General features: G+C 60.9%; 16 protein-coding genes. 3 read left to right on the top strand and 13 right to left on the bottom strand.

All coding sequences use genetic code 11. From position 1 onward, the window contains the following. Window positions 1–7: 7 nt before the first annotated feature. Complete coding sequence (locus DW821_RS05370) at window positions 8–838, top strand: alpha/beta hydrolase (protein ID WP_199584285.1); 831 nt, start codon at window positions 8–10, stop codon at window positions 836–838. Window positions 839–969: 131 nt separating this feature from the next. Here the strand turns inward: DW821_RS05370 and DW821_RS05365 are convergent, their stop codons facing one another. The 6 genes from DW821_RS05365 to DW821_RS05340 all read right to left on the bottom strand — a co-directional run bounded on the left by DW821_RS05365 (window position 970) and on the right by DW821_RS05340 (window position 9,372). Next, the gene (locus DW821_RS05365) at window positions 970–2,175 is read right to left on the bottom strand and encodes a DUF362 domain-containing protein (RefSeq protein ID WP_118065944.1); all 1,206 of its coding nucleotides are present in this window, start codon (window positions 2,173–2,175) and stop codon (window positions 970–972) included. A 187-nt stretch (window positions 2,176–2,362) separates the two neighbouring features. Next, window positions 2,363–5,029, bottom strand: coding sequence for an ABC transporter permease (locus DW821_RS05360; protein ID WP_118065942.1), 2,667 nt, complete (start codon window positions 5,027–5,029; stop codon window positions 2,363–2,365). Window positions 5,030–5,037: 8 nt separating this feature from the next. Next, window positions 5,038–5,751, bottom strand: a complete 714-nt coding sequence (locus tag DW821_RS05355) for an ABC transporter ATP-binding protein (protein WP_117655442.1) — start codon at window positions 5,749–5,751, stop codon at window positions 5,038–5,040. 293 nt (window positions 5,752–6,044) lie between these two features. Then, window positions 6,045–7,250, bottom strand: coding sequence for an ABC transporter permease (locus DW821_RS05350; RefSeq protein WP_118065940.1), 1,206 nt, complete (start codon window positions 7,248–7,250; stop codon window positions 6,045–6,047). Next, window positions 7,237–8,424: an ABC transporter permease gene (locus tag DW821_RS05345; protein ID WP_118065938.1), complete on the bottom strand. Its 1,188-nt coding sequence runs from the start codon at window positions 8,422–8,424 to the stop codon at window positions 7,237–7,239. Before DW821_RS05345 ends, DW821_RS05350 begins: the two co-directional genes overlap by 14 nt. Window positions 8,425–8,433: 9 nt before the next feature. Beyond that, entirely contained in the window at window positions 8,434–9,372 is a 939-nt protein-coding gene (locus DW821_RS05340) for an ABC transporter ATP-binding protein (protein WP_118065936.1), read from the bottom strand. Between the two features lie 211 nt (window positions 9,373–9,583). On the opposite strand from DW821_RS05340, the gene DW821_RS05335 reads away from it, so the two are divergent. Both DW821_RS05335 and DW821_RS05330 read left to right on the top strand, forming a co-directional pair. Further along, window positions 9,584–10,729, top strand: coding sequence for a sensor histidine kinase (locus tag DW821_RS05335; RefSeq protein WP_158567545.1), 1,146 nt, complete (start codon window positions 9,584–9,586; stop codon window positions 10,727–10,729). Further along, window positions 10,726–11,355, top strand: a complete 630-nt coding sequence (locus tag DW821_RS05330; protein ID WP_117803505.1) for a response regulator transcription factor — start codon at window positions 10,726–10,728, stop codon at window positions 11,353–11,355. The genes DW821_RS05335 and DW821_RS05330 overlap by 4 nt, the downstream gene beginning before the upstream one ends. A gap of 610 nt (window positions 11,356–11,965) precedes the next feature. Here DW821_RS05330 and DW821_RS05325 read toward each other — a convergent pair. From DW821_RS05325 to DW821_RS05295, 7 genes are all read right to left on the bottom strand, one after another. Then, window positions 11,966–18,214, bottom strand: coding sequence for a Spy0128 family protein (locus DW821_RS05325; RefSeq protein ID WP_118065932.1), 6,249 nt, complete (start codon window positions 18,212–18,214; stop codon window positions 11,966–11,968). Between the two features lie 490 nt (window positions 18,215–18,704). Further along, window positions 18,705–19,046, bottom strand: coding sequence for a 4Fe-4S dicluster domain-containing protein (locus DW821_RS05320; RefSeq protein ID WP_118065930.1), 342 nt, complete (start codon window positions 19,044–19,046; stop codon window positions 18,705–18,707). Between the two features lie 7 nt (window positions 19,047–19,053). Next, window positions 19,054–20,142, bottom strand: coding sequence for a nickel-dependent hydrogenase large subunit (locus DW821_RS05315; RefSeq protein WP_117803504.1), 1,089 nt, complete (start codon window positions 20,140–20,142; stop codon window positions 19,054–19,056). A gap of 5 nt (window positions 20,143–20,147) precedes the next feature. After that, window positions 20,148–20,849, bottom strand: coding sequence for an NADH-quinone oxidoreductase subunit C (locus DW821_RS05310; RefSeq protein WP_118065928.1), 702 nt, complete (start codon window positions 20,847–20,849; stop codon window positions 20,148–20,150). Beyond that, on the bottom strand, window positions 20,849–21,430 hold the full coding sequence (locus DW821_RS05305) for an NADH-quinone oxidoreductase subunit B family protein (protein ID WP_117655435.1): 582 nt from the start codon (window positions 21,428–21,430) through the stop codon (window positions 20,849–20,851). The genes DW821_RS05310 and DW821_RS05305 overlap by 1 nt, the downstream gene beginning before the upstream one ends. Window positions 21,431–21,442: 12 nt before the next feature. After that, complete coding sequence (locus DW821_RS05300) at window positions 21,443–24,325, bottom strand: proton-conducting transporter membrane subunit (protein ID WP_118065926.1); 2,883 nt, start codon at window positions 24,323–24,325, stop codon at window positions 21,443–21,445. Window positions 24,326–24,612: 287 nt separating this feature from the next. Next, a complete protein-coding gene (locus tag DW821_RS05295; RefSeq protein WP_089573462.1) occupies window positions 24,613–25,008 on the bottom strand; it encodes a helix-turn-helix domain-containing protein in 396 nt (131 codons plus the stop codon). Between the last annotated feature and the right edge of the window lie 562 nt (window positions 25,009–25,570).

Genomic DNA, 25,570 nt, shown 5'->3' with positions numbered 1-25,570 from the left:
ACACCCCATGAAGATGATGCAAGACGGCAAGGATGACAAGAAGGACGAGCAGATAGATGCCGAGGCAGTCGAAGCGCGGGCGTGGTTCAAAGAGCATCGCGAGAGCAGCAGCCTCACCGCAGACGACGGGACCGAGCTTGCCGCTTGGTATTTTGCCGCCCCGGAGAGCATGCACGATTACGCTATCTGCCTGCACGGATACACCGACGAGCCCATCGGTATGGCCCGATACGTCAAGCGCTTCCACGACCGCGGCATGAACGTGCTCGCACCCGCCGCCCGCGCCCACGAGCGCTCCGGCGGCGACTATATCGGCATGGGTTGGCCCGAGCGGCTCGATGTCGTTGCATGGATTGGGCGGATCGTTCAGGCCGACCCCGAGGCACGCATCCTGGTCTTTGGCGAGTCGATGGGCGCGGCGACGGCCATGAACGTCGCGGGGGAATCGTTGCCCGCAAACGTGAAATGCATTATCGAGGACTGTGGTTATACGAGTGTTTGGGACGAGTTTTCTCTGCAGCTCAAGGACGTGTTCGGGCTGCCCAGCTTTCCCTTGCTCGATGTAGCAAACTTGGTGTGCAACGTGCGCGCGGGCTACGACTTTCATAAGGCGAGCAGTGTGGAGCAACTCAAACACGCGACGGTTCCCATGCTGTTTATCCACGGCGACCAGGACACCTTTGTGCCGTACGACATGCTCGACCAAAACTACGACGCGTGCGCCAGCAAGGTCAAGCAAAAGCTCACCATCCATGGCGCCACCCACGCCAAGAGTGCGCAAGTTGACCCCGAGCTCTACTGGAACACGGTCGACAACTTCCTCGACGAGTATTTTTAGGCAAATAGTACGGTTTACTGGTCTATCTGACCCCTAGCACTTCCGAAAATCCGCCCGCGAGCGCTGTGCTCGCGGGCGGATTTTGCTTGAATTAAGCCACGAATGCGCTTGATATGTCCAATAACTAGGTGCTATTTGACCTCGATGAGCTCGTACTTGCTCGTGCCCAGGCCGATCTTCTCGGCATGCGCGATGCACGCGCGCCAGTCGGTGTCGGGATGCGTGATGCAGAAGGGATCCTTGGCCTGCTCGCCCTCCAGATGCTCGTGATTATGCTCCATCTTGGCCGCGCTGTCGGTAAGCTCGGTGTTAGGCAGCGGCTCGGATGCCAGGACGGCATCGGCACAGGCCTGATCGATGGCGACCGGGTCGAAGCTCGCGAACATGCCGATATCGTTGACGATAGGCGTGTCGTTTTCGGGATGGCAGTCGCAGTTGGGGCTGATGTCCATGGCGAGCGAGATGTGGAAGCTGGGGCGATCCTGAACAATGGCCTTCGTGTACTCGGCGATCTTGTAGTTGAGTACGTCGGCCGCGGCATCATAGTCGGGCTTGATGCAGTCCTGGTTGCACGCCGCAATGCAGCGTCCGCAGCCCACGCAGCGATCGTGGTCGATGGCAGCCACGTGAACCGTGCGAGTGCTGCCGTTGGCAAGCTCGCGCTCGCGGGTATCGTCAAACGAGATGGCGTTGTGCGCACAGATCTTTTCGCAGGCACGGCAGCCAACGCAGTGCTCAGTCGCGACGTTCGGCTTGCCGGCGGCATGCTGCTCCATCTTGCCGGCACGGCTGCCGCCTCCCATGCCCAGGTTCTTCATGGCGCCGCCAAAACCGGCCTGCTCATGGCCCTTAAAGTGGGTGAGGCTGATCACGATATCGGCATCCATGAGCGCCTGACCGATCTTTGCCTCGCGCACGTACTCACCGCCCTCGACCGGGACGAGCGCCTCGTCGGTACCCTTGAGGCCGTCGGCGATGATGATCTGGCAGCCTGTGGCGTACGGGGTAAAGCCGTTCTGGTAGGCGGTGTCGATGTGCTCGAGCGCGTTTTTGCGGCTACCGACATAGAGCGTATTGCAGTCGGTGAGGAAGGGCTTGCCGCCCAGCTCCTTCACGACATCCGCGACGGCGCGGGCGTAGTTGGGGCGCAAAAAGCTCAGGTTGCCCAGCTCGCCAAAGTGAATCTTGATGGCGACAAACTTGTTCTCGAAGTCGATCTGCTCGATGCCGGCGCGGCGAATGAGGCGCTTGAGCTTGTCGAGCTGGCTCTCGCGGCCGTGCGTGCGCAGGTTGGTAAAATACACCTTGGCAGGTGCTGCGGGTGCAGTTGCGGTCATAGATATATCCCCTCGGTCTATATGGCGTTACAGACATAGAGGATGGTACCCGGTGAAGTGGGGTTGAAGTCAAGCACAGGCACTCATTGGGGACAGACTTAAATGAGTGCTTGCCGCCCGGCCAGCGAGCCGGCGATCCGGCAAAGACTGTCCCCAACGACTAGTCGTTTAAGAACGTCCCCAATTGCTACTCTTGCACCTTGAGGGCTTCGGCCAGGCTGACGCGCTTGATAGAGCGCGTGTGTAGCAGCGCCACGACCAGGTACGTTGCAAAGCCGATGCCCACGCACGCCGCCATGGACCAAGCGGGCACGTAAATCTCGATATTGCCGTTATAGGCGAGCAGCATCGAGCGGAAGATGGCCGTGAGCGAGCCAATAATGACCGGCAGGCTCAGCACGAGCGACGCCGCCACGCACAGCGTGATCGAGCGGATGTACAGATGCGAGATCTCACTATCGCGATAGCCAAAGACTTTCATGTAGCTGATCGAACGGGCGCTATGGTCGATCACCGCTTTGGTCAGCAGGTACATAAACAGCAGGAAGATAAACACCGCGAGCCCGATCATCATTCCGATCATTTTGCTCATCATGCCGATGAACTGGTCACCCACGGCGCGCATGTCGTCGGGCGTGGTGTCGCCGGCAAAGTAGCGCGCGTCGAGGTCGAGCTTCTCGTTGCTCACATAGCCGTTAAAGTAGGCGGCATCGTTGTCGAACAGCTCGTTAAAGTCATCGATGCTCATATAGATGTTCATGTCCGACTTGGAGCCCCAGGCACAGTCCTTGCCCGCGTACTCAAAGGAATAATGCTCGCCCTCGTACTTGTCGCTGAGCGTGACCTTCTGGCCCTCGCTCCAGCCAAACTTATCGAGCAGACCGCCGCCAAAGACGACGCGGCCATCGCCGATGTTGAGGCCCTTCCAGTAGCGCGAATCGGACGAGATGCCGTAGACAGAAATCGTCTCCTCGCCATTACCGTCGCCGCGGTCGTACTGCAGCTGGTAGACGGCGTATTTCTCGGCCTGTGCAATCTTGGCTACACCGTTGTCGATCGTGTTGACCGGGTGGATATCGTCGTTGTCAGCGTCGATCTTAGAGGCCTTGTCGATCAGGTCGATAGCCTCATCGCGGTCGCAGCCGAGAGCATCGGCAAGGTCATCGAGGCGCGCATAAAGCGCATCCTTCTTGTCCTGGACCTTGGCAAGCGCATCCTGCGCTGCGGTCAGGCTCTCGGCAGACGGAGATGCGGTCGCGGCATCGGCTGCCGTCTGCGCCGCATCGGCCGCGCCGTCAAGCTCGTCATCGGCATCCTGGGCGGCAGAAAGCAGCGCGCCGTCAACCGACTGCAAGCGCTCGAGTGCCGACCACTGCTCGCGCTCCTCGGTAGTGCCCTCGAGCTCCAGCGGCGCCTTGAGTGTGTACTGATGCTCGGCGACCAGGCTCGTCTCGAGGTTGTCGGCGTAGTGCGTCATCGTGGGCAAAATCGCCAGGCCAAGGAGCAGCAGCAGCGAGGCGAATGCAATGCCCACGAAGAGCGTGGCGAAGTTGCCCAGGTTGCGCAGGAAGACGCGCAGGCGGAAGCGCGAGACAAAGCCCATGCACTCCGGCAGCTGCAGGCCGCGCTTGGTGCCCGATTTGCCGCTCGCCTCGTGACGAAGGAACTGCAACGGCGTCTTGCCCATCTTGCGAAGCAGGCCCACCAGCGTGATGAGGATGAGCGCAGCGGCGGGGACCACGGCACACTTCACGAAGATCTCCCAGCTCCAATACACCTGGAAGGGAGGCAGGCTGTACGAACCGTAATAGAGGCCGCGCATGGGCTCGGTAAAGAACGCAACGCCGAGCGCGGTGCCCAAAAGTGCCGCGAGCACGCCCACGATGGCGGGAAGTGCCAGGTAGTGCAGCACGATCTCGCGGCGGCGATAGCCGCTGGCGAGCAGCGTGCCGATGATGGCGCTCTCCTCCTCGATGGTGGCGTCGGTAAGGACCACAAAGACGAACGCCATGATCACGATGATAATATTGAGCAGCGTCATCCACATCATGGAATCGCCGTCCACGTCATCGCGCGCATAGCCAATGCCCTGATTGGAATCGGCATCGATCAGATCGTCCACGCGCGCATCGGCATCGGTCAGCGCCTCGACCATATCCTGCTCCGCATCGATGCGATCCGCGGTGGGGAGATCGCGGTCGGTAAAGGTAAAGGAGTAGGTGTAGGCAGGCGCGCCGCCGGCATCCTCGAGCGCGGTAAAGCCGGCGTCAGTGACCTCGGCCACGCCGTACGTGATGGTGTTCACCGTAAAGTCCGAATTGTCGAGGAACAGCGCCTGGCTATCGGGCTGCGTCATGATGCCGCAGATGGTGTAGGTGCGCCCCTCGAGCTCGACCTTATCGCCGATGGCGAGGTCGTTATTGGTGGCAAAGACGCGGTCGATAGCCACCTCGTTGTCCGCCTTTGGCTGCTTGCCTTCGCAGTAGGACGCAATGTCGACCTTGGTGCGATGCGCGTAGGTGCGCAGGGTGCGCTTGGTGCCATCGTCGCCGGACGCCTTTTTGATGATGGCGTCGATAGAGAAGTTCTTGTAGAACGTAACGCCGTCGACGTCGCCGGCTGCATCATCGGCGGCCTTGAGCTGGTCTTTGGTAGCCTCGAAGGAGGTGGTCACGCGGCCGTCCTCGATCGTGTACTCGTCGCGCATGTCGTCGATGAGGCAGCCGATGGAATGCGCCGCGAGCAAAAAGCCCGAGGTAAGGGCGATGCTTCCGCACATAAGCAAAAAGATGCCCAGGTACTTGCCGATATTGCGGCGCAGCTCGCGCGGGAGACGTTTTGCGAGAGGTGTCATGGCGCCGCCTACCAATCGAGCTCGGCGGCCGCGACGGGTGACTCATTGAGCTCATCCTCGACGATGCGCCCGTCGCGCAGGCGCAGCACGCGATTTGCCATGCGCGCGATGGCGGCATTGTGGGTGACAATGATGATGGTGCAGTCGTAGGTGCGGTTGACATCCTCCATGAGCTGCAAGATTTCCTTGGACGTCTTGTAGTCAAGCGCGCCCGTGGGCTCGTCGCACAGCAGCAGGCCTGGGTTTTTGACGAGTGCACGGCCGATGGCGCAGCGCTGCTGCTGGCCGCCCGAGACCTGGCGTGGGAACTTGTTGCGGTGCTCGTAGAGGCCCAGCGAACGCAGCAGGTCGTCGACATTGAGCGGGTTTTTGGACAGGTGCGCCGTGACCTCGATGTTTTCCTTGATGGTAAGGTCGGGCACCAGGTTGTAGAACTGGAAGACAAAGCCCAGCTCGCGGCGGCGGTACTCGCCCAGATCGGCAGGCTTGAGCGCGGTGAGGTCGCAGCCGTCCACCATGATGGAGCCGCCGTCGGCATCCTCCAGGCCGCCAATGAGGTTGAGAAAGGTCGACTTGCCCGAGCCCGAGGGTCCCAGCATGACGCAGATCTCGCCGCGGTTGATGGACGTGTCGATGCCGTCGAGCACCGTCAGGCGCGCATCACCGTCGCCATAGTGTTTCTTGAGCCCTTTGACCTGGACATAGGCTTGCTTTGTCGCCATGTTATCCCCCGTTGTTAGCCTTCTGCTACTTTTCTAGGGTAATAGTAAACCTGGGCGAACTATTTTTAAGCGACGTGCGCGACTTTTTTCCAACCTACTCATTGGGGACAGACTTAAATGAGTGAAATCGCTCATTTAAGTCTGTCCCCAATGAGTGCCGGCAGGAAAGGAGCGTCCCCAAGTGCCGACATATTGGGACAGTCCCTGCCAGCCCTGCTGGCGAACCGGCGAATCGGCAAAGACTGTCCCCGATGACTAGTCGTTTAAGAACGTCCCCAAGTGACGGGTTACGGCTAGGCATGGGATTTGGCGCGCGTGAGGGCCAGGCCTACGGCGGCGATGGCGGCGGCGAAGAGTACCGTGATGCCCAGGTCGCAGGCGATGTCGCCCAGCACGGTGGACGTCAGGTCCGCGGCGAGCGCCTTGCCGATCGCGTCGTTCACCCAAAACGTCGGCACAAAATGCGCCACGGTCTGCACGGCCGAGCCCATGAGCGACAGCGGCATCCAGGCGCCACCCAAAAACGTCATGAGCATGCCGAGTAAGTTGCCCACACCGTTGAGCAGCTCCTCGCGCGCGCCCAGGCTCGAAAGGGCAAAGCCAACGGCCAGCGGCGTGCACGCCAGGGCAAACGTCGCCGCCAGCGCCAGGCACACACGGCCCACGCCGACCTCGGCGACCGCGCCGGCAAAGCCCACGACACCCATCATGCTCGACACAAACCATATGCAGACGGTGAGCACCGCGGCAGCCGCGAACACGGCAAGCGAACGCCGGCGCTCGGAGATTGGGCCGGCATCCATACGACGCACGCGCTCGGGCTCGTTCATGCCCGAGAACACCAGCCCCACCGACACGATGACCGACGAGATAATCGCGTACGCGCCAAAGTTGAAGTACGACTCGAGCGTGGCGGCGGCTGTCGAGTCAACTTTGACCTGCTCAATCTCGACCTCGGCGCGCTTGGCGGCGGCATGTTCGGCGGCCTTGGCGACGCTGCCATTAGAGGCGGCGGGCTCTAGTGCGGCCGCAGCGCCCGCGAGCGAAATCCAGCGTGAGGCCTCGGCAGACGAAAGCGCCGCCGCCATGGTGCCGGCGCCGTAGGTCACATCGAGCTTGGGCAGGGACTCCCCCGCGCGGGCGGCTGCAACAAGATCGTCCTCAAACCCCTCCGGGATAAAGAACACGCAGTCGGCGCTGCCTTTGGCGCTGTTGCTCTTGGAGAGCGCATCCGCGAGATCGTAGGTGTCGTCGCCGACGCCCGTGACCAGCTCAAAGCGCGAACCCAGATGCTTGGTAAGCGCACGCGAAAGGTCGCTGTCGTCGCGGTCGACCACGATCACGTTGGCATCGTAGGACTTGTACTCGGCGAGCTGTGACGAGTTCCAGCTCACCGAAGCCGCGATGAATACGCCCATGAGCGAGATGAACACCGTATAGATGAGCAGGTAGAACGGGTGCGCCAGCGCCATGCGAAGCGCGGTCTTAAAGGTGCTCATAGCGGCTCCTTCCAAAGATCAGCGTAGCGGCGGCGACAAACACCAGGGCCATCAGGACGAGCGCGCCGGCGCGAACGGCGAAGGGCCCCAGGTCCTCAAAGAAATACAGGCGATTGAACATGTCGCAGATGAGCTTGACGGGGTTGAGCCAGCACTCGGCCGGGCAGGCGCGGGCGACGTCGTCGGCAAGCGCCATCGCCGGCTCGCCGTAGAGCCCGGCGAACAGGGCACACGTGGTGGCAAAGCCCGTGAGGATACCCGACTTGGATGCCTTGCCACCCTTAACGGGAAGCGTGCCTACAAAAAGGCCCAGGCCCGTCGCGGCAAGCGCGGAAGCAGCGCCGCCCACGAGGCACAGCCCCTCACGCCCGCCAAAGTCGACGCCCACGACCAGGCGCACGTAGCCGATCGCGATCGTCATCGAGGCAAAGGAAACCAGCCACGAGCCCACAAAAATGCCGGCCAGCGACGCCGTCTTGGAGAGACCGCCCACGCAGCGACGCGCGCCAAGGCCGGACAGATTGGGTTGCAAATCGACGACGCTCAAAGCGGCAAACTCGGCAGACATCATCGCGACCAGGCCAAAGAGCGCGTAGTAGTAGATGACCGTGCCATCGGGCGTGGCACGCGTCAAGCTCACGCGACGGGTTCCGCCCTCGAGTGACAGGGCGCGCGCAACCGCCTCCGGGTCGGCGAGCGCCGCCGGGTTGTCTTGGGCAATCTGGCTCATGAGCTCGGCATTTTGCGTATACGAACTCGCCACCGTCTCCAGGATGCTGCGATCGATGAGCACGGACGAGGCACGCGAGCTGTCATAGCTCGAAAGCAACGTGAGCTTGGGCGCGCCCGCGGCATCGACCGTATAGATGCCCGCGACCTCGCCGGCCTTGAGCGCACGGTTCGCATCGGCTGCGTCGTCGCACTCGTGAATCTCGAGCAGCTGGTCGTCGCCTGCCTTGGCAAGCGACGTCGTCACGTCCTTAAAGGTCGAGGCGTCCCAGGCCTCATCCGCTACGATGGCCACCGGCACCGGGTTGACCGTGCCGTCGGAGCTGAGATTCGCAAACATAAACATGAACATCGTGGAAAGCGCGACGGGAAAGACCGCGCCCCAAACCCACGTGCTCGGCCGGCGCAGCAGCGTCTTGACCGCAATGATAATGGTGTTGAACATGGCTGCCCCCTAGTCGCGCAGCTCGCGGCCGGTGATCTCGAGGAACACGTCGTTGAGGGTCGGTGGCTCGCTCCACACGCGGCCGAGCGCCACGTCGGCAGCACGCAGCGTGTCGAGGATGTCCACCAGGTTGTGCGGGCTTGCCTCGCAGGTGCAGACGAGTTCGCCGCCGGAAAGCTCAACCGAAAGCACGTGCTCGAGGACGCGCAGTCGCCCGACTGTGGCGGGCTCGACGGCGCCGACCTCGACGGTCACGCGCTCGCCCATCTGAATCATGCGCTTGAGCTCGTCGTTGGTGCCCTGCGCCAGCACGCGCCCGCCGTCCATGATCATGATGCGGCTGCAGATCTGCTCGACTTCCTCCATGTAATGGCTGGTGTACACCACCGTGGCGCCCTCGTCGCGCAGGCGGCAGATGCCCTCCAGGATAGCGTTGCGGCTCTGCGGATCGACTGCCACCGTGGGCTCGTCAAAGAAGATGAGCTCGGGCTTGTGCGCGATGCCACAGGCAATGTTGAGGCGGCGTGCCAAGCCGCCCGAGAGCTTTCCGGGACGAAACTTGGTAAAGTCGCCCAGGCCGACAAAGTCGATCGCCTCGTCCACCAGCGCGCGGCGGCGCTTGCGGTCGTTGACGTAGAGGCTGCAGAAATAGTCGATGTTTTCGCGCACGGTGAGCTCGTCGAACACCGCCACCTGCTGTGGCACCACGCCGACGCGACGCTTAAGGTCGTAGCGGGTGGGCGTCATGGGCTCGCCGAACAGCTCAATGGTGCCTTTGTCGTAGGCAAGCAGCTGCAAGATACAGTTGATGGACGTGGTTTTGCCCGAGCCGTTGGGGCCCAGCAGGCCAAAGATCTCGCCGGGGGCGATGCTCAGGTTAAAGTGGTCGAGCGCAATAAGGTCATCGTAGCGCTTGACGAGGTTTTCGACGTGGACGATGTCTGTCATGAGGCGGCCCTTCTGTTGGTCGTGGCCCGGTACGATTGCATCATCGCAGGAGCGGACGGCGCGCACCAGTGAGCTTTGTCACGAGTGCGAGGGGGCGGAGGCGAAACCCCCGCTCGCGCGAGCGATCGACGCCGCTTTGCCGCGCGGGAGGAATGTCACGGTTGCCCCGGGCGGCGCCTCCCCCGCGCGCGGCTTCGCGTACAATACCCGTATGAACAGGCTTTTCGACAAATCGATCGTGCTGGCGTGCTGCATTGCGGCCGCCACGGGCCTTGCTGTGGACGCTCGCCTGGTCGCGGCGTTTTGCCTTGGCGTTATTGCCACCTCGCTGGCCGAGCTCGCACAGAAGGAACGCACGAGCCGCACAAGCGAGGCCGCGAGCTACGCTTACATCATCGCGGCTGTCTTCGTGCCGCCGTTTGTGCCGTTTGCGCCCCTCGCCCTCTATGACATCGCGCGGCGCGTGCGCCGTGAACGCGTTTGGGTCGCGCTGGGCATTGGCGTCGCCTTTGTCTTTGCACTCGTCGCGGACCTTCGCGCCGACGCGCTTGCCGCTCGAACGCTCCTGCTGACCGCCATCCTTTCAGTCGCCGCCACCCTACTGTCACTGCGTACCGCCCAGTTGGAGCGCGAGCAGCAGCGCATGCGCCGCATCCGCGACGAGCTGCAGGAACGAGCCCTCGCGCTCGAAGCGCGCAACCGTGACCTTGCCGACCGCCAGGACTACGAAGTCGAGCTCGCGACACTCGCCGAACGCGCCCGCATCGCGCGCGAGATCCACGATAGCGTTGGCCACCAACTTACACGCGCCTCGCTGCAGACCGAGGCCTTGCGCGTCGTGCACGCCGACGAGCCCAGGGTTGCCGCCGATTTCGCCGACGTCAAGCACACCGTTGACGAGGCGCTCCAACTTGTGCGCGCCAGCGTCCACGCGCTCAATGACACTGCCGCCGACCTCTCCGTACAGCTCGAGTGCATCGTGGAAGGCGCGTGCTCAGATGGCGGCCCGCAGATTGAGCTTGAGGTTTTGGCCGAGCATGCGCCCGCCAACATCACCAACTGCTTTGCGGCGGTCCTGCGCGAGGCGCTCTCCAACACCATGCGCCACGCCCGCGCGCAAAACGTTGTTGTGCGATGCTTGGAGCATCCATCGTTTTACCAGCTCATCGTTACCGACGATGGCACGGGCGGGACCCAGACGGGCGGTCGCGGCATCGCCGAGGGCATGGGGCTCGGCTCCATGCGCGAGCGCGTCGAGGCGCTTGGCGGCACCTTCACCGCCGGCCCGCGCGCCGGCGCCGGCGGCTGGCGTGTGTTTGCCACCGTTCCCAAACAGCAAGGAGATGAGGCCCGATGAGGCTCATAGTTGTCGACGACGACCGTTTGGTGGTCGATTCGCTCAAGATTATCCTGGGCGCACAGCCGCAGATCGAGGTGGTGGGTACCGGCGCCAATGGCGACGACGCGGTCGCGCTCTACGCCGAGCACGCGCCCGATATCGCGCTACTCGACATCCAGATGCCGGGGCGCGACGGCCTTTCGGCGGCACGCGAGATCCTCGAGCGCGACCCTGCGGCGCGCGTGGTGTTTCTGACAACATTCTCGGATGACGAGTACATTGTGTCGGCGCTCAAACTGGGCGCCCGCGGCTACCTGATCAAGACCGATGTCGCCGCCATTCCACCGGCACTGGCGCAGGTCATGGACGGCAAACGCGTGCTCGAGGGCAAGGCGATCGAGGACATCGATTTTGACGGGACAGGCGCCGATGCCAGCACGCCTCGCCGACCCGCCGCCTTTGCCAGCCTGACCGACCGTGAGTTCGAAGTCGCCGAGCTCATCGCCCGCGGCCTCGATAACAAGGAGATTGCCGCCGCCGCTTACATGGGCGAAGGCACCGTACGCAACCACATCAGCTCGATCCTTGCCAAAATGGGCCTACGTAACCGCACGCAGATCGCCATCGCCTACCTGCGAGGGTAATTGCCCAACAACCGACCACCCCGGCATAGCAAAATGGCTGCCATCGATTTAATGCCATTTCAAAACTAAGCCGGTTTACGGGGCTAAACTCAGGACCCCCATCCATACCCGCGTTTTCTGCAAAATGACGGCTCGTCTACCTGCGGTTTTATTTTCACGAATATCGGCATGGTTGGGGACTCGTGACTCAGCCCCGTAAACCGGCATAGTTTTGTTTGAACGGTCCTGCGCGAACGCACCCACCAGCCGCGTGGGGCCAAAAATGATCCGTTTTCCTCCGTCCCCGGGGGATCATTTGGCGGCGCCAACCACGAAATCGGCCCATCTACTACGTTTGACTCGATACCCCTGACCATGCCTTCGTTTTGAACAAAACCGCAGGCGTTCTACCTGCGGTTTTGTTTTCGCGTTTTTTGGCATGGTTGGGGGTAAGGGGATAAACGTAGTAGATGGGCCGATTTCGTGGCGGCCCTTCCTCCCCTGCGCACAAAAGTGCCGCCACGGAGAAGGGAGACGTCTCCGTGGCGGCTGGGGGTGGGGGGGGTGGGGCTATGTTCTGGCTCCCCGCCGGCCGCCCGGGGCCTTTTGGCCCCGGGCGCTGCCAGCGTGCCTAGCGCTTACGGATACCCCAGACCAGGGCTCCGACGCCAGCCATGGCAATAACAAATGCCATGAGCAGTGCAGCGGCCTGCTGGTCACCCGTGGTGGGCAGGAAACCCTTGACCGTCTTGACGATGTTCGTCACGGTCTTGGGCGTGCCGGGGTCGGGCGTCGGCGTAGGGGTCTCGGGCTTCTTGTACGTGTTGTTGAACACGATACCCTCGACGCTCTTGTCGCCCTTGGTAAAGGCGACGTTCGCCTTGAGGCTGCCCTCGCCGTCGTCGACCACGTTGACGGTCGCGGTAAAGACGGACTTGTCATAGGTCATACCGGCCTCGTCGCCCTTGACCTCGCTGATGGTGTAGACGTACGTACCGGGCTCGTCGTACTCGAACTTGTCGAAGTTGATCTTGCCGTCGGCATCGTTGGTGACGGTGGACTCGATGTCCTCGCCAACGAGCTTAAAGCTAAACTCGTCCTTCTTGAGCTCGCGTCCCTCGAGCACCTTGATGGCGCCGATGGAAACCTGCGTGGGCATGGCGTGATACTTGTTGGTAAAGCCAGCCGACTCGGTGGTTCCCTCGAGCTTGTGCGTCGCGGTCAGCGTGCCGTCGCCATTGTCGGAGACGGTGGTCACGACGGTGTAGGTCGTGCCGTCATAGGTGACGCCCTTGTACAGGCCGAGCGCGTTGGGGCAAGCCTCGCGCAGCGTGTACGTGTGCGTGCCGGGCGCCTCGTAGCGGATCGGGCTCAGCGTAACGTTGCCGCTGGCGTCGTTGGTGCCACTAGCGACAGTCACGCCGTCCTCGAGCAGCTCAAACGTGAACTCGCCAGCTGCAAGGTCGCGGCCGGTCAGACGCTTAACCGTCTTGACCTGATCGGTCACGGAAGAGTCGGCGGGCGCCACGCTGTACGTGTTGGTGAACGTGAAGTCCGCACCGTCGTCGCCGTTGCGCACGACCCTCAGGTGTCCGGCGCCGTCGTCAGTCACGGTGTAGGAAACCTTGCGCGTGGCGCTGGCGTCGTTGGTCACGCCAGGGGCGCTACCGGACTCGGCCACCGTGTAGGTAAAGGTGTGCGAGCGCGGGGCAGCGGGGGCCTCGGGCTTGGACTCGTCCTTGGTCTCGTCACCGCTGGCGTCAGCGTCAACCTCGGCCTTGTCGGCGTTGGCCTCAGCGTCGCTCGATGCATCGCCAGAAGCGTTGGCCGTCACGCCCAGGGCGCGGTTGAGGTCCTCGAGCGTAAAGCGAATCTTGCCAAAGTCCACGTTGCCGGCCGTGTCGTTAGTTGCGGTCGTGCGCTCGGGCATCGGGGCGCCCGCCTCATCGGCAGTCACGGTAAAGGTGAACTTGCCCGCAATGTCGGCCGGGGTCAGGCCCTTGTCTGCCTGGAGCTTCTTGGTGCCGGCGAGCGCGGCATCGACGGCCTCGGCACCATAGACGTTCTCGAACACGGGCTCGGTGCCACCGTAGTCGGGCGATGCCGTCAGGGTGCCGTCGCCGTTGTCGACAACGATGACCTTAAAGCTAAAGCTCGACTTCGCGGAGGTAATGCCCTGGTCGGCCAGTAAGTTCGTGTACTCAAAGGCCGTGTAGTTGATAGTCCACGCAAGCTTGCCGTCCGTGTCGGTGCGGATGGCGCGCCCGGTGCTTACCAGGTCGGCGAGCATCTTGGTGTCGTAATGCAGCGTGCCAAAGCTCACCTGGCCGTTATAGTTGAACGCCGGCGTGCCACTGATGGCTTCCGTCTCGCCCGCATAGGCGATGCCAAAGTAGAACTCACCGTTAACCATCGGACGTCCGGTCAGGGTCTTGGTGGCGACAATCTGTGCAGAAACGCCCGGGTTATCGGTCGATGCGCTATAGCTGTTTTCGAACGGGACCAGAGCGCTCTCAACCTTGTTCTCGCCGCTCTTGTGGATCGTCTCGTGCGTGCCCTCGGGACCGCCGGAGACGGTCGTCGTAGCGGTAAGCGTGCCGGCACCATCATCGGCGATGGCAATCTTCACGGTACGGGCAGCATCGTCGTAGGTGTAGCCGGGCTTGCCGTTGTTCTTCTCGGCCACGGTATATTTGAAGGTCTTGCCGGCGTCAGCCTGCGTAAACTTGACCTCCTTGCCGGCCAGAATGTCAATCAGGCCGACGGTTCCCTCTGCCGCTGCAGGGGACTGGAAGTTGTTGGCGCCGTTGTACAGGCCGAGCGCATTGGCCGAAGCCTCGTCGGCGGGCGTCACAGTAAAGGTGAACTGGCCCTCGGTCATGGGACGGCCGGAGAGGGTCTTGCTGAGCTTGAGGCCGCCGGCCGCGGCGTAATCGAGCTCAGTGCGGTACGTGTTGGTGAAGCGTCCGTTTTCCTTCTTGGTGACGTTGGCGGTCAGCTTGCCCTCGCCGTTCTCGGTCACGGTCACTTCGGCGGTCGCGACATGTCCGTCATACGTCATGCCCGTCGCGTTGCCCGCGCCCTCGCGGATCTCATACTTGTAGGTTCCGGCAGCCGTGTAGCGAATCTTGCCGAACTTGATGGCGGCGACGCCATCGTCGTTCGCGTTCTGCTTGGTCACGGTTACGGTTACGGGGTTGGGCAGCGGGGTGCCCTCGGCGGCGGCAATGGTAAAGCTAAACTTGTCCGCATCCGTCCAGTCGCGACCGTCGATAGCCTTGCTCAGACCAAAGTCGAGCTCGGTCTCGAGCGGGGTCACGCTGTAGGTGTTCTCGAAGATCGCAGCCTCGGCATTCTTCAGAACATGCTGGGCACTGAGCGTGCCGTCGCCGTTATCGGTGATGATCGTCTCGATGGCGAACTTGGCGTCACTGTAGGTAATGCCCTTGCTAGTGGTTCCACCGTTGACCTCGCGCAGCGTGTAGATGTGGGTGCCGGGCTTTTCGTACTTCACGGCGCCCATCTTGATGTTGCCGTCGACATCGTTGGCGCCAGTGGCGACGACCTTGGCGTCCTTGCCCTCGCCCTCTACGAGCTCGAAGGAGAACTCGCCGGCCTTGAGGTCGCGCCCGGCCAGGACCTTGGTCGCGATGATCTGGTCGGTGATGCTGGAGTCCTTGGGCGTCACGTTGTAGGCGTTCTTGAACTCGGCGGGCTCGGCGCCCTTCAGGACATGCTCGGCCTTGAGGGTGCCGTCGCCCTTGTCGGTGATGGTGGTCTCGATGGCGTACTCGGCATCGCTGTAGGTGATGCCCTTGCCGGTGGTTCCGCCGTTGGCCTCGCGCAGCGTGTAGGTGTGCTCGCCAGCAACGGTGTACTCGATGGGGCTCATCGTGATGCTGCCGCGAGCGTCGTTGGTGCCAGTGGCAACGACATCGTTACCCTCGACGAGCTCGAAGGAGAACTCGCCGGCCTTGAGGTCGCGCCCGGCCAGGACCTTGGTCGCGATGATCTGGTCGGTGACGCTGGAGCTCTTAGGGGTCAGATTGTATGCGTTCTTGAACTCGATGCTCTTGGCGCCCTCGGCGCCCTTTATCTCGTGCGTAGCCACCAGCTGGCCCTTGCCGTTATCGCTGATAGTCGTCACGATGGTGTGGACCGTATCGTCGTAGGTGGTACCACCGGCGTTGCCCTTAACCTCGTGCAGCGTGTAGGTGTGCTGGCCGATCTCGGTGTACTTGATGGGCTTGAACGTCACCTTACCGTCGGCGGCGTTCGCAACGGTCTCGATAAGCTCAGAGTCCTCGCCCTTAACCTCGCGCAGCTCAAAGCTAAACTCGTCGGCCGCAAGGGCGCGCCCGGTCAGGGACTTGGTTACGTCAATCTTGTCGGTAACGCTGGACTCAACAGGATTCGTAGTGTAGGTGTTCCTGAACTCGGTCACGCCGGCTTCGCTCCAGGCTACCTTCACATCAGCGCTCAGCTCGCCCTTCTTGTTGGGCGTCACCGTCACGGTAATCTCCGCGACGTTCTTGCTGTAGGCGATGCCGTCAACCGTGGTCCCGGCGTTCTTTTCGCTAACTTTGTAGACATACGTGCCGGGCTCGGTGTAGGTGATCTCACCGAAATCGATAGCCGTGTTGCCCTCGGTCGCAGTCGCGATCGCGGACGCGGGCATCGGGGCGTTATCCTCGGACGTCAGCCCAAACTCAAACGTGTCCTCATCCGTCCACTCGCGGCCCTCGAGCACCTTGGTCAGGCCAAAGCTGGCCTTGGTATCCACCGTTGTCGGCGTCATGTCGTACTTATAGCTAATCTTGCCGTTGTTGCCCAGATGGACGTCAACCTCTGTGGCGTTCGCCTTTGCAGACATGTTGTTCCACTTGGGGTTAAGCACGTCGGTCACGGTGCCGGTGAGGTTACCGCCCACGCTCTCTTTGGTGGTGTGGAGCTCATCAATAAAGGCCAGGCGTGCGGTTCCCTTGCTAAACGACAGGTTTCCACTCGCGTCGCGCACGACGGCGCCCTCAAAGTTCGCAGCGTGTTCACCGGCAAACTCAATAACAGCAGTACGGGATTCGGCCTCTCCGTCTGCGCCCAGCGCCTCAAACTCATCCTTGTAGTAATACTTGCTGCCGACAGCCAGCGAACCCGTTGCAGGCGTCGTGCAGTTCTTATCCGTGTAAATGGGAGTCTGCTTCTGGAAATAGTAATAGCGGTTGGTGTCGGCAGGCTCAAAGTTCGCGATCGTATCGCCCAGCGCGCCAGCGTTCCACTTGTTCGCGTAGAAGTTAACGGTCTTGGAACCGTTCTCCGCGGTGGTCGTATTGCTCTTGATGTAGTCCTCGAGCCCCTTTACGTTCTTGGGCGTAAACAGGTTATCGAGCGCTTCTTTCTTAACGCTCGAGGTGTAGTTCACCTGAATGGGCTCAGTATTGTCGACCGTAAGCACGCCGTCGGTGATCTTAAAGTGGCGCAGCGGAATCAGCGACGCAGGAATCTTAACCGTTACGATATCGCCGGTCTGAGGCTTGCCCTCTTCGGCACGCTGAACGGTAATGTCCAGGTTCGCGGCCGCACCAGTAAATGTATAGGTGTCGACATTGCCCTTGGTGCTCTTTGCCGGGTTGGCAAACGTCTCGCCGTTGTACACGGCAGACGTAAAGTCGTCAACCTGCATAAAGTCGCCCAGCTCGTCAGTAAACGTAATGTAGCCAGACTTATGCTCGCCATAACCGCCGTGAACTTCTGTCGGGTAACCAGTTTGGATAATGCTTCCCGAGATCTCTTCGAAGATTTTCTCGAGCTCAGAGGCACTGGTTGCCGACTTGTAGTAGCTGACATCGGCAACGGAGTCGCCGAAATTAACGCTCCAGTCAACAAATCCAAAAAGGCCATAGCTAACGGACGATGAGGCATTCGGGTAGTTGCTCGACACGGCATGCATAAACTTGTTCGCGTTGCTCGTGTCATTGTTTGTTGGATTGTCACTCGGCTTCGCGCCGCTGAAGATTCCAATGGTGTAAATGGTCGCCCCGCCGCTCTTTATGGTCTTGGCAGCATTGATGGCATCCTTAGCGACCTCGGGCTCGAAACCATTAGTACTCGTAGGAGAGCCATCGGTAAAGAACACAACGATCTTCTGGGCATCCGCGCGATTAGACGAAATGCCCTCGGCTAGCTGCAGGCCATAGTCGGCGTGCGTGGCACCGGCAGGCGCAATGGAATCGATCGTTTTCTTAAGGCTCTCTGCGCCATCGACCGAGCACGTCGTCAACCCTTGCATTGTCTGCGAGTAGTTATAGATATAGCCGTCGTCGCGATAGGTATCATTACCGACCCTATCGCTCCTCTTCTTGCCTGCGAACTTTACGATGGCAACCTGATGCTGTTTGCCCGCATCCATCTTCTCGTTTTGCGTGGCGATGGTATCGATAAAGCTGTTGGCGGCATTCTTGAGCGCAACGATACGCTTGGTGGAATCTCCACCGCCCATGGGGTCATCCATCGAGCCAGAAGCGTCCAGCACCAGCACGATGTCGAGCGGCTTGCCGGAAACCGTCGTATCGGATGTCGAAGAGATAGCAGACAGCGTAGTCAGGAAATCCGACTTTTCGTCTGCCGCGGTTTCCTTGACCGTCTTGTCGGTCCAGATTCGGCCGACGTTTTGAGTTGTTACTTCCTTGCCGTCATAGCCGCCAGCCCAGAACTTCCAGTTGTTGCTGGTGTCGGGGTCGGCTATCTTATTGCTCACCGTCGGTCCGTCCATTCCGGTGCTGGACCTGGCGTTGGCCTCGGGCAGCATGGCAAATGCTGCAGCCGGCAACACCAGCACTACGGCCAGTATCACCGCCAAGAGACCCCTCGTGTACTTACTCATCGCGTCTCCCTTCTCGCGGTCTCAGACCTTGCATCAGCCTAAAGTTACGGAATGAGACACAATTAGGGCAGGTGACACATGTTCCAGATTCGGTTTTGGGCGTGAGACGAATGTCTCACCAAAGTTGAGACACGGCGTTTTCGCAGGAAAACGGGTGCGACTCGGAGCCATCAGGCAAAAATGATCCGTTTTCCTCCGTCTACGGTAGATCAAGGGCTATTACGGATATGGTGACATTTCAAAACTATGCCGGTTTACTACGATAAAAATGAGATCCCCGATCACGCGTGACTTTTTCGCAAAGCTGCAAGCCGTCTACCTGCGGTTTTGGTTTTGCCGAATGCGGTGTGATTGGGGGTAGGCAATTTATCGTAGTAATCCGGCATAGTTTTGTTCACGGCGGCTCCACCGCGCGTTTAAGCGCGAGGCCGGCGGGGCATTTTCACCCCGCCGGCCCCCATTCCAGCGCTATACCAGCCCCATTCCAGAGCTACTCCGGCTTGGTTTCTACCGTGGGAGTCTTATCCGCTGCGACTGGGGTACGGGCGGTATCCATAGTCAGGCAGTGTTTGGGGCAGCTTTCGATGCACTCGCCGCACACCACGCAGGCGTACGGGTCAATCGACCAGGTGCCGCCTTTGCGATCGACCGCGAGTGCGCCCGCCGGACAACGCCGAGCGCACATGCCGCAGTAGATGCACACGTCCATGTCATTGACAATATGCCCGCGCAGGCGCTCGGGCGCCGTCAGTTTCTCCTGCGGATAGCACACCGTGACCGGCTGCTTGACCATAGAACCCAAGGCCGTCTTGGCAAATGTCAGCAAACTCATGCCGCGCCTACCTTTCCGTGCAGCTAATGCAGGGGTCGATGGTCAGGATAATCATGGGCACGTTGGCAAGGAGCACGCCCTGCAGCGCATGTGTCAGACCCGCCAGGTTTTGCGACGTCGGCGTTCGCACGCGAAAACGGTCCAGGTTCTTGGTGCCGTTGCCGCGTACATAGTAGTACGCCTCGCCGCGCGGCTGCTCAATCACAACTTCGCCGCGCGCGCCGTCGGCCGGCGTAAGCTTGGTGCGCCCGCCGATGCCGTCGTGTGGAATCTTACCGACAAGCTCCTTGATGATATCCATGGCCTGCGTGACCTCGGCGCAACGCACCTGGCAGCGGGCATAGCAGTCGCCGTCGGTTGCCACGATGGGCTCAAACGCGGCCAAATCCGCATAGGCACCGTCGCCAAACATGCGCACGTCGTAGTTCACGCCCGAGGCGCGACCGAACGGGCCGACCATCGAAAGCTCCAGTGCGTCCTTCTTGCTGATCACGCCCACGCCATGCAGGCGCTCGCCGCAGCTGTCGTCGTCCAAAAACGTATGCACCAGGGCATCGTAGTCAGGACGCATGGCATCGAGCGTCTGGACAATGCCCGCCAGCTCGGAATCCTCGATATCGTGCTTAAGGCCGCCGATCTCGTTAATCGACAGGATCACGCGACCGCCGCACGTGCTCTCAAAGATCTTGAGAATCTGCTCGCGCAGCGTCCACGAACGATAGAACAGCGCCTCAAAGCCAAAGGCATCGGCGAGCAGGCCCAGCCACAGCAAATGCGAGTGAATACGCGAGAGCTCGTGCAGAATGGTGCGGATATACTGCACGCGGCCGGGCACCTCGATGTCAAGCATGCGTTCGCAGGCGCTGGCATAGCCGCAGCTGTGGCCCACGGCGCAAATGCCGCAGATGCGCTCGGCGATGTAGCCAAACTGATGCATGTCGCGCTTTTCGGTGAGCTTCTCGAGTCCGCGGTGCACAAAGCCGATCTGCGGAATTGCCTCGATGACGCGGTCGTCCTCGATTACCAGGTCCAGATGAAGCGGCTCGGGCAGCACCGGGTGCTGCGGGCCAAACGGAATTACGGAGCGATGAGCCATGGACCTTACGCCTCCTTTTTCTGCTTGTCGCGGACGGCCTTGGCGGCAAGCGCCGCGCGGACCTTGGCCGCTTTCTCGGGATCCATGGCGGCGAGCTTTGCCTCCATCTCGGCAGCCTTGAGCGCGGCCTTGGCGGCAGCCTCGTCATGCTGAGCATCGGAGCCGGCAGCCGCTGCGGGCTGGGCGGCAGCAGCGCTCGCAGCACCCTCCCCTGCAGCAGCCGCAGCAGCGGCGGCCTTTTCGGCCGCGGCCTTGCGCGCCTTGGCCTCGGCGGCCGCGCGGACCTTCATGGCCTTCTCGCGCGCGGCCTTCACCTCGGGCGTGATAACGCTCATGGGTTCAGCGGTCGAGACCTGGTAGAAAAAGCCCTTAAAGTCGATCTGCATATCGGTGATGGCAAGACCGAATAGGTCGTGGACCTCATTTTCAAACGGGAATACCGCCGGATAATACGAGCTGATGGACGGCATCTCCTGGTACCGGTCGATTCCCTCGACTACCAGGTTCTCAATCGCATAGCTGCCGTCCTGCGCAATATGCTCCTGAGCAGCATGAACGTTGATAAACGTATAGACCAGACGATACGTGCCGTCGTCGACGTTGCGCTCGGCGTGCATCTGCACAAAGCGCGCGCCGACGCCCTTGAGCGCCTGGACATGCGACAGGAGCTCGTCGATCCCAACGGTGGTATAGATAGCCTTTTGCATTACTCGGCCTCCTTTGCAGCGGCGGGCGCACCGTCAGCCGTGCCTGCGTCGACACCGGCCCCGGCACCCGCAGCAGCCACAAACCCGTCCTCGCCCAGCTCAACGCCACCATCCCAGGTAGCAGCGCCGCCTACGGTAAGCGGGTCGCCGCCGGCACGCATCACGGCCTCCTTCTGGTCCAGGATGCCGCACGCCTCCACGATGGCATCGATCACCGTCTCGGGGCGAATGGCACACCCGGGCGCGTACACGTCCACGGGGATTGCGCGGTCCACGCCGCCGATCACGTTATAGGCATCGCGGAATACGCCGCCCGAACACGCGCAGATGCCGCAGGCCACCACGCACTTGGGCTCGAGCATCTGGTTGTAGATCTGGCGCACGACGGGCAGGTTCTGGGCATTGACCGACCCCGTCACCAAAAAGATATCCGCATGCTTGGGGTTGCCGGTGTTGACCACGCCAAAGCGCTCCGCGTCGAACAGTGGCGTGAGCGAAGCAAGCACCTCGATATCGCATCCGTTGCAGCTCGAGCCGTCGTAATGAATAACCCACGGCGAGCGCGACATTTTATGATCCATGGATGCCGCCTCCTAAATAAACACGTCGACGAGGATGGGCATAAGGTTGAGCAGGCCAAACACCAGCGCCACGCCCCAGCCGAGCTTAAAGCAGCTGCGCCAGGTGCTACGGGCGAAGGTGTTGTCGATCAGCACCTCGACAAAATACGTCGCGGCCATGACGACCAGGGCGACCACCCAGCTCACCGGGTTGTCCCAAACAAAGAACATGCCCACCCACATCAAAAACAGCACGGTCTCGCACCAGTGCATAAGGGTCATCTTGGCCAGCGTGCTGCCGCTCATCTCGGTGGCGACGCCCTGGACAATCTCCTGATGCGCGTGATGCGAGTACGAAAGGTCAAACGGCGACTTACGCAGCTTGATGGTGAGCACCGCGAGCAGCGCAAGGAAAATGGGCGCACTGTACACGATGATGGGCGCCGACTGCCCGGTCACGGCGATGGAATCAAAGCTATCGGTGGCGAGATACAGGCCCACGCTCATCAGCAGAACGGCGGGCTCGTAGCTCATAACCTGCAGCAGCTCGCGATCGGCGCCGACCTGCGCAAACGGGCTTTGCGTCGAGGCGGACGCCAGCACCACAAAGATCGCGGCGAGCGTCACCATAAAAGCGCACAGCAGCGTGTTGGAACCCGACACAAAGATGCCGCCGCCTACCACGGTAAAGATGAGCGCACATGCCATATAGGTATCGTCCATGGTGTTTACGCTGGCAGGGGCCTTGCGCAGCAGTTTGGCAACGTCGTAGAAGGGCTGCAGCAGACGCGGACCCACGCGGCCCTGCATGCGAGCCGAAAGCTTACGGTCAAGGCCGTCGATCAGGCCGCCCACAAGCGGCGCAATCAAGGCAAACGCCACGGTACCAATAAAAATGCCCACGACGCCCGAGCCTTCAAAATACTTGCCGCGCAGCACCGAGGGCGCACTCATGGCAAGCCGCTCGGGTCCAATCCACGCGCAGCACAGCAGCGCAAACAAGATAATGCTGCAGCACACGACGCTGCCCGCGGGGCCAATACGCTTCTCGCCAAGGACGTCCTCCGAGTACCAATTGCGCTTTTCGGCCTTCACCTCGCGTCCCATCGAGCCGCGGAAATGGCGATATTTGTCGGTTCCCACGCCCGAAAGGTACACGTTGACGTGCGGTTTGTTGCTCACGCGGAATGACGTCAGCAGCACCACGGCGATAAAAGCCACGATAACCACCATCAGATACATGGCGTCCTTGCCAATAACGTACGGCACGCGGCCAAACACCATGGCCAAGTAAGGCGACACCAGACCGCTCGAGATAACCGGAAACGCCACGCAGCACAGAATCAGCAGCGCGGCGATGGTGTTGAGGGCCATCCATTCGGTCTTATGGACATTGACCTCAACGTTTTGAGCCGTGGGGTCGACGCCCGAAAGCTTGGCAAGCCACTTGCCCCAGAAGTAAAACGTCGCGGCCGAGCCAAAGGCAAGCACCATGATCATGAGCACGTTGCCGGTCTGCGCAAACGCCACCAGGGCGCCCCACTTGGACACGAGCATGCCAAACGGCGCCACAAACATGCCCATAATGCCCAGCATCATCAGACGCGTCAGGTGCGGCATGCGGCTGAACATGCCGTCCATGTCCTCGATATTGCGGCTGCCGATATGATGCTCGGCCGTGCCCACGCACAGGAACAGCAGCGACTTGGCCACCGTGTGGAACAAGATCAGGAAGATGGCCGCCCATACGGCCTCGGGCGCGCCGACACCCAAGCAGGCACTGATGAGGCCCAAGTTGGAAATGGTGGAGTACGCGAGCACGCGTTTGGCGTTGCTCTGCGAGATGGCCATGAGTGCAGCGAGCAAAAACGTGATGGCACCCACACTCGTGACCATAAAGCCGGTCACGGGGTAGATGGCATAGAGTGGGCTCAGCTTGACCATCAGGAACACGCCGGCTTTGACCATGGTTGACGAGTGCAGCAGGGCGCTCGTGGGAGTGGGTGCAACCATGGCACCCAACAGCCAAGTGTGGAACGGCATCTGTGCGGCCTTGGTGAGCGCGGCGAGCGACAACAGGATGACCGGCATCACCAGCAGCGCGGACTGCGCGGTTCCGGTGCCGGAAAGCTCGATCATGCCCGAGATGGTCAGCGGCATGCCGTTAACGTGCAGATACATAAGTCCGGCCAAAAACGCGATGCCGCCCAGCATGTTGAGGATGATTTGGGTAAAGGCGTTCTTGATGGCCTCGGGCGTACGCGTGTAGCCAATCATAAGGAACGAACACACGGTGGTGATTTCCCAGCCGCAGAACAGCCACTCAAGGTTGTCGCTCGTCACGATGACGAACATGGCCGAGAGGAACAGGAACATGAGCGCCAGGAACTGCGGGCGACGGTCGGGCGCGGTCTGCCCGCGCAGCGCGGCCTCGTGCTCGTCATGGGCCTGGAAGTCCTTCATGTAGCCCAGGGCATACAAGCAGATTAGACTGCCAACGATGCCGACGGCGAGGACCATGATCACGCTCATGTAGTCCAGGTAGAGTGGCGTTGCCGTGACGGCTTCGGCCGCGGGCAGCGTCATGGCTGCAAAGGCGAGCGAGCCCACCAGCTGGACTATGCCGAGCACCGTGGTGAGCGCGTTCCTATATTTGTACGCGTTGTACAGGATGACAGCGCACAGGATGACGTCGATAACGGAACTGATGATCGAGAGCACATGCGAGGTGCCGGGGGCAACCTCAAAGCTCTGCGGACCCGTGCCAAAAAACATGACGGCGACTACAACTGTCACCGCCATAATAATGCCGGAGCCTATGAGCCCCGCCGCATCGCGGGCGCGGTCACCGCGCGCGAGCAGCATGCCCAGCGCCGGTACCAGCGGAAACAGGGTAAGGAAATACAGTAGCGTCATACCATCACTCCCCCATGCTAAAACGCTGCAATTGTTTAACGTTATAGCTCAATTGAGGAGTAGCGGCGGCGGGTTTTCGGTCAACTGGGGAGTTTTAGGCGTACGGGGTAACGAGCCTGTCCGCTTTGGAGCAGAGAGGCGACGCTCCCCCTATCGCGGCGGCGGGCGCACGGGCCACTGCGCGCGGTTTATTAACCACTTTGGAGGATGTTCCAGTAGGCTCACGACGGTCCAAAAAGTTGGCGCGGCAAGAAAAATGCGCCCCTGTGGGCGCACCATCCCGTTCGCTATTCCGCCTTTTTAACGCGCGGCTTGCGACCGCGCGGCTTATCAACCAGCGCGGACTCACCGCTCTCGCGATACTGGCGGCACCAAGCCTTGACCGAAGACTCGCTGGGAATCTTGTGCTTGATCATGGCCTCGCGAACCGTTAAGCCGTTTTCCAAGCGGTCCTTGACCACGGCGAGCTTAACTTCGTACGAATAGGTGTGATGATGCGAACCGGCGTTGAGAACGGCGTCGGCACCGCCTACGGCATACGCGCGGGCCCACTGACGAGCCGTGGCCTGGGGAATGCCAAGCTCCGCGGCGAGGGCGCGATGACCGACCCCCTCTTGGAGGATCTCGACGGCGCGCTGCCTAACCTCGGGCGCATGCGTGCGAGTCCTAGTTGCTTCCGACATACCTGCCACTTCTTAGCCTTAACCGTTAATCTGCTTTCTTACGTGCAAGTTAGATAGTAGCATTTTACTGTTTGCTCAAAGCAGTTAATTAAAATAGACGCGGCGTTATCTGGGCATTTGCCATTTATTTGCGACAGTTCTTTACATTTAATTTACGCAGCTAGTTAGCTCGCAGCTCATTGAGCGTGTTTTACCAACCAGATTGGTATCTTTTTGTTTCGCTTGGTATGGTCTTCATAATTATTAACCCCTCTAGCCTCTGGGCTAGCATGTCAGTCTTCCGCGTACTTTCCAGCTTTCCACTTAACATTCCAGCTTTCCACTTAACTTTCCAGCTTTCTACCCAGCTTTCCACCTTAAGTGTTAAGTTAAGTGGGAAGTTGGAAAGCCTGGTGGAGGGGTCGGGAGAGCTAAAACACCTTTCTCCAACGGCGGCTGGACAGTTAGTTCAGATACGTATTTTTCTATGCTGATAAAGCTGCGCTATGGTCCCCGGAGAGGGTTCTTTGGCGACTCATTGCACGCAAATCGAGCCCAGATAGCTACCGAATCCTAGTTTTGA

The sequence above is a fragment of the Collinsella sp. AM33-4BH genome, from assembly GCF_003469205.1.
Taxonomy (GTDB): Bacteria; Actinomycetota; Coriobacteriia; order Coriobacteriales; family Coriobacteriaceae; genus Collinsella.
The sequence above is the reverse complement of the archived record's forward strand: the minus strand, read 5'-3'. Positions and strand labels throughout refer to the sequence as shown.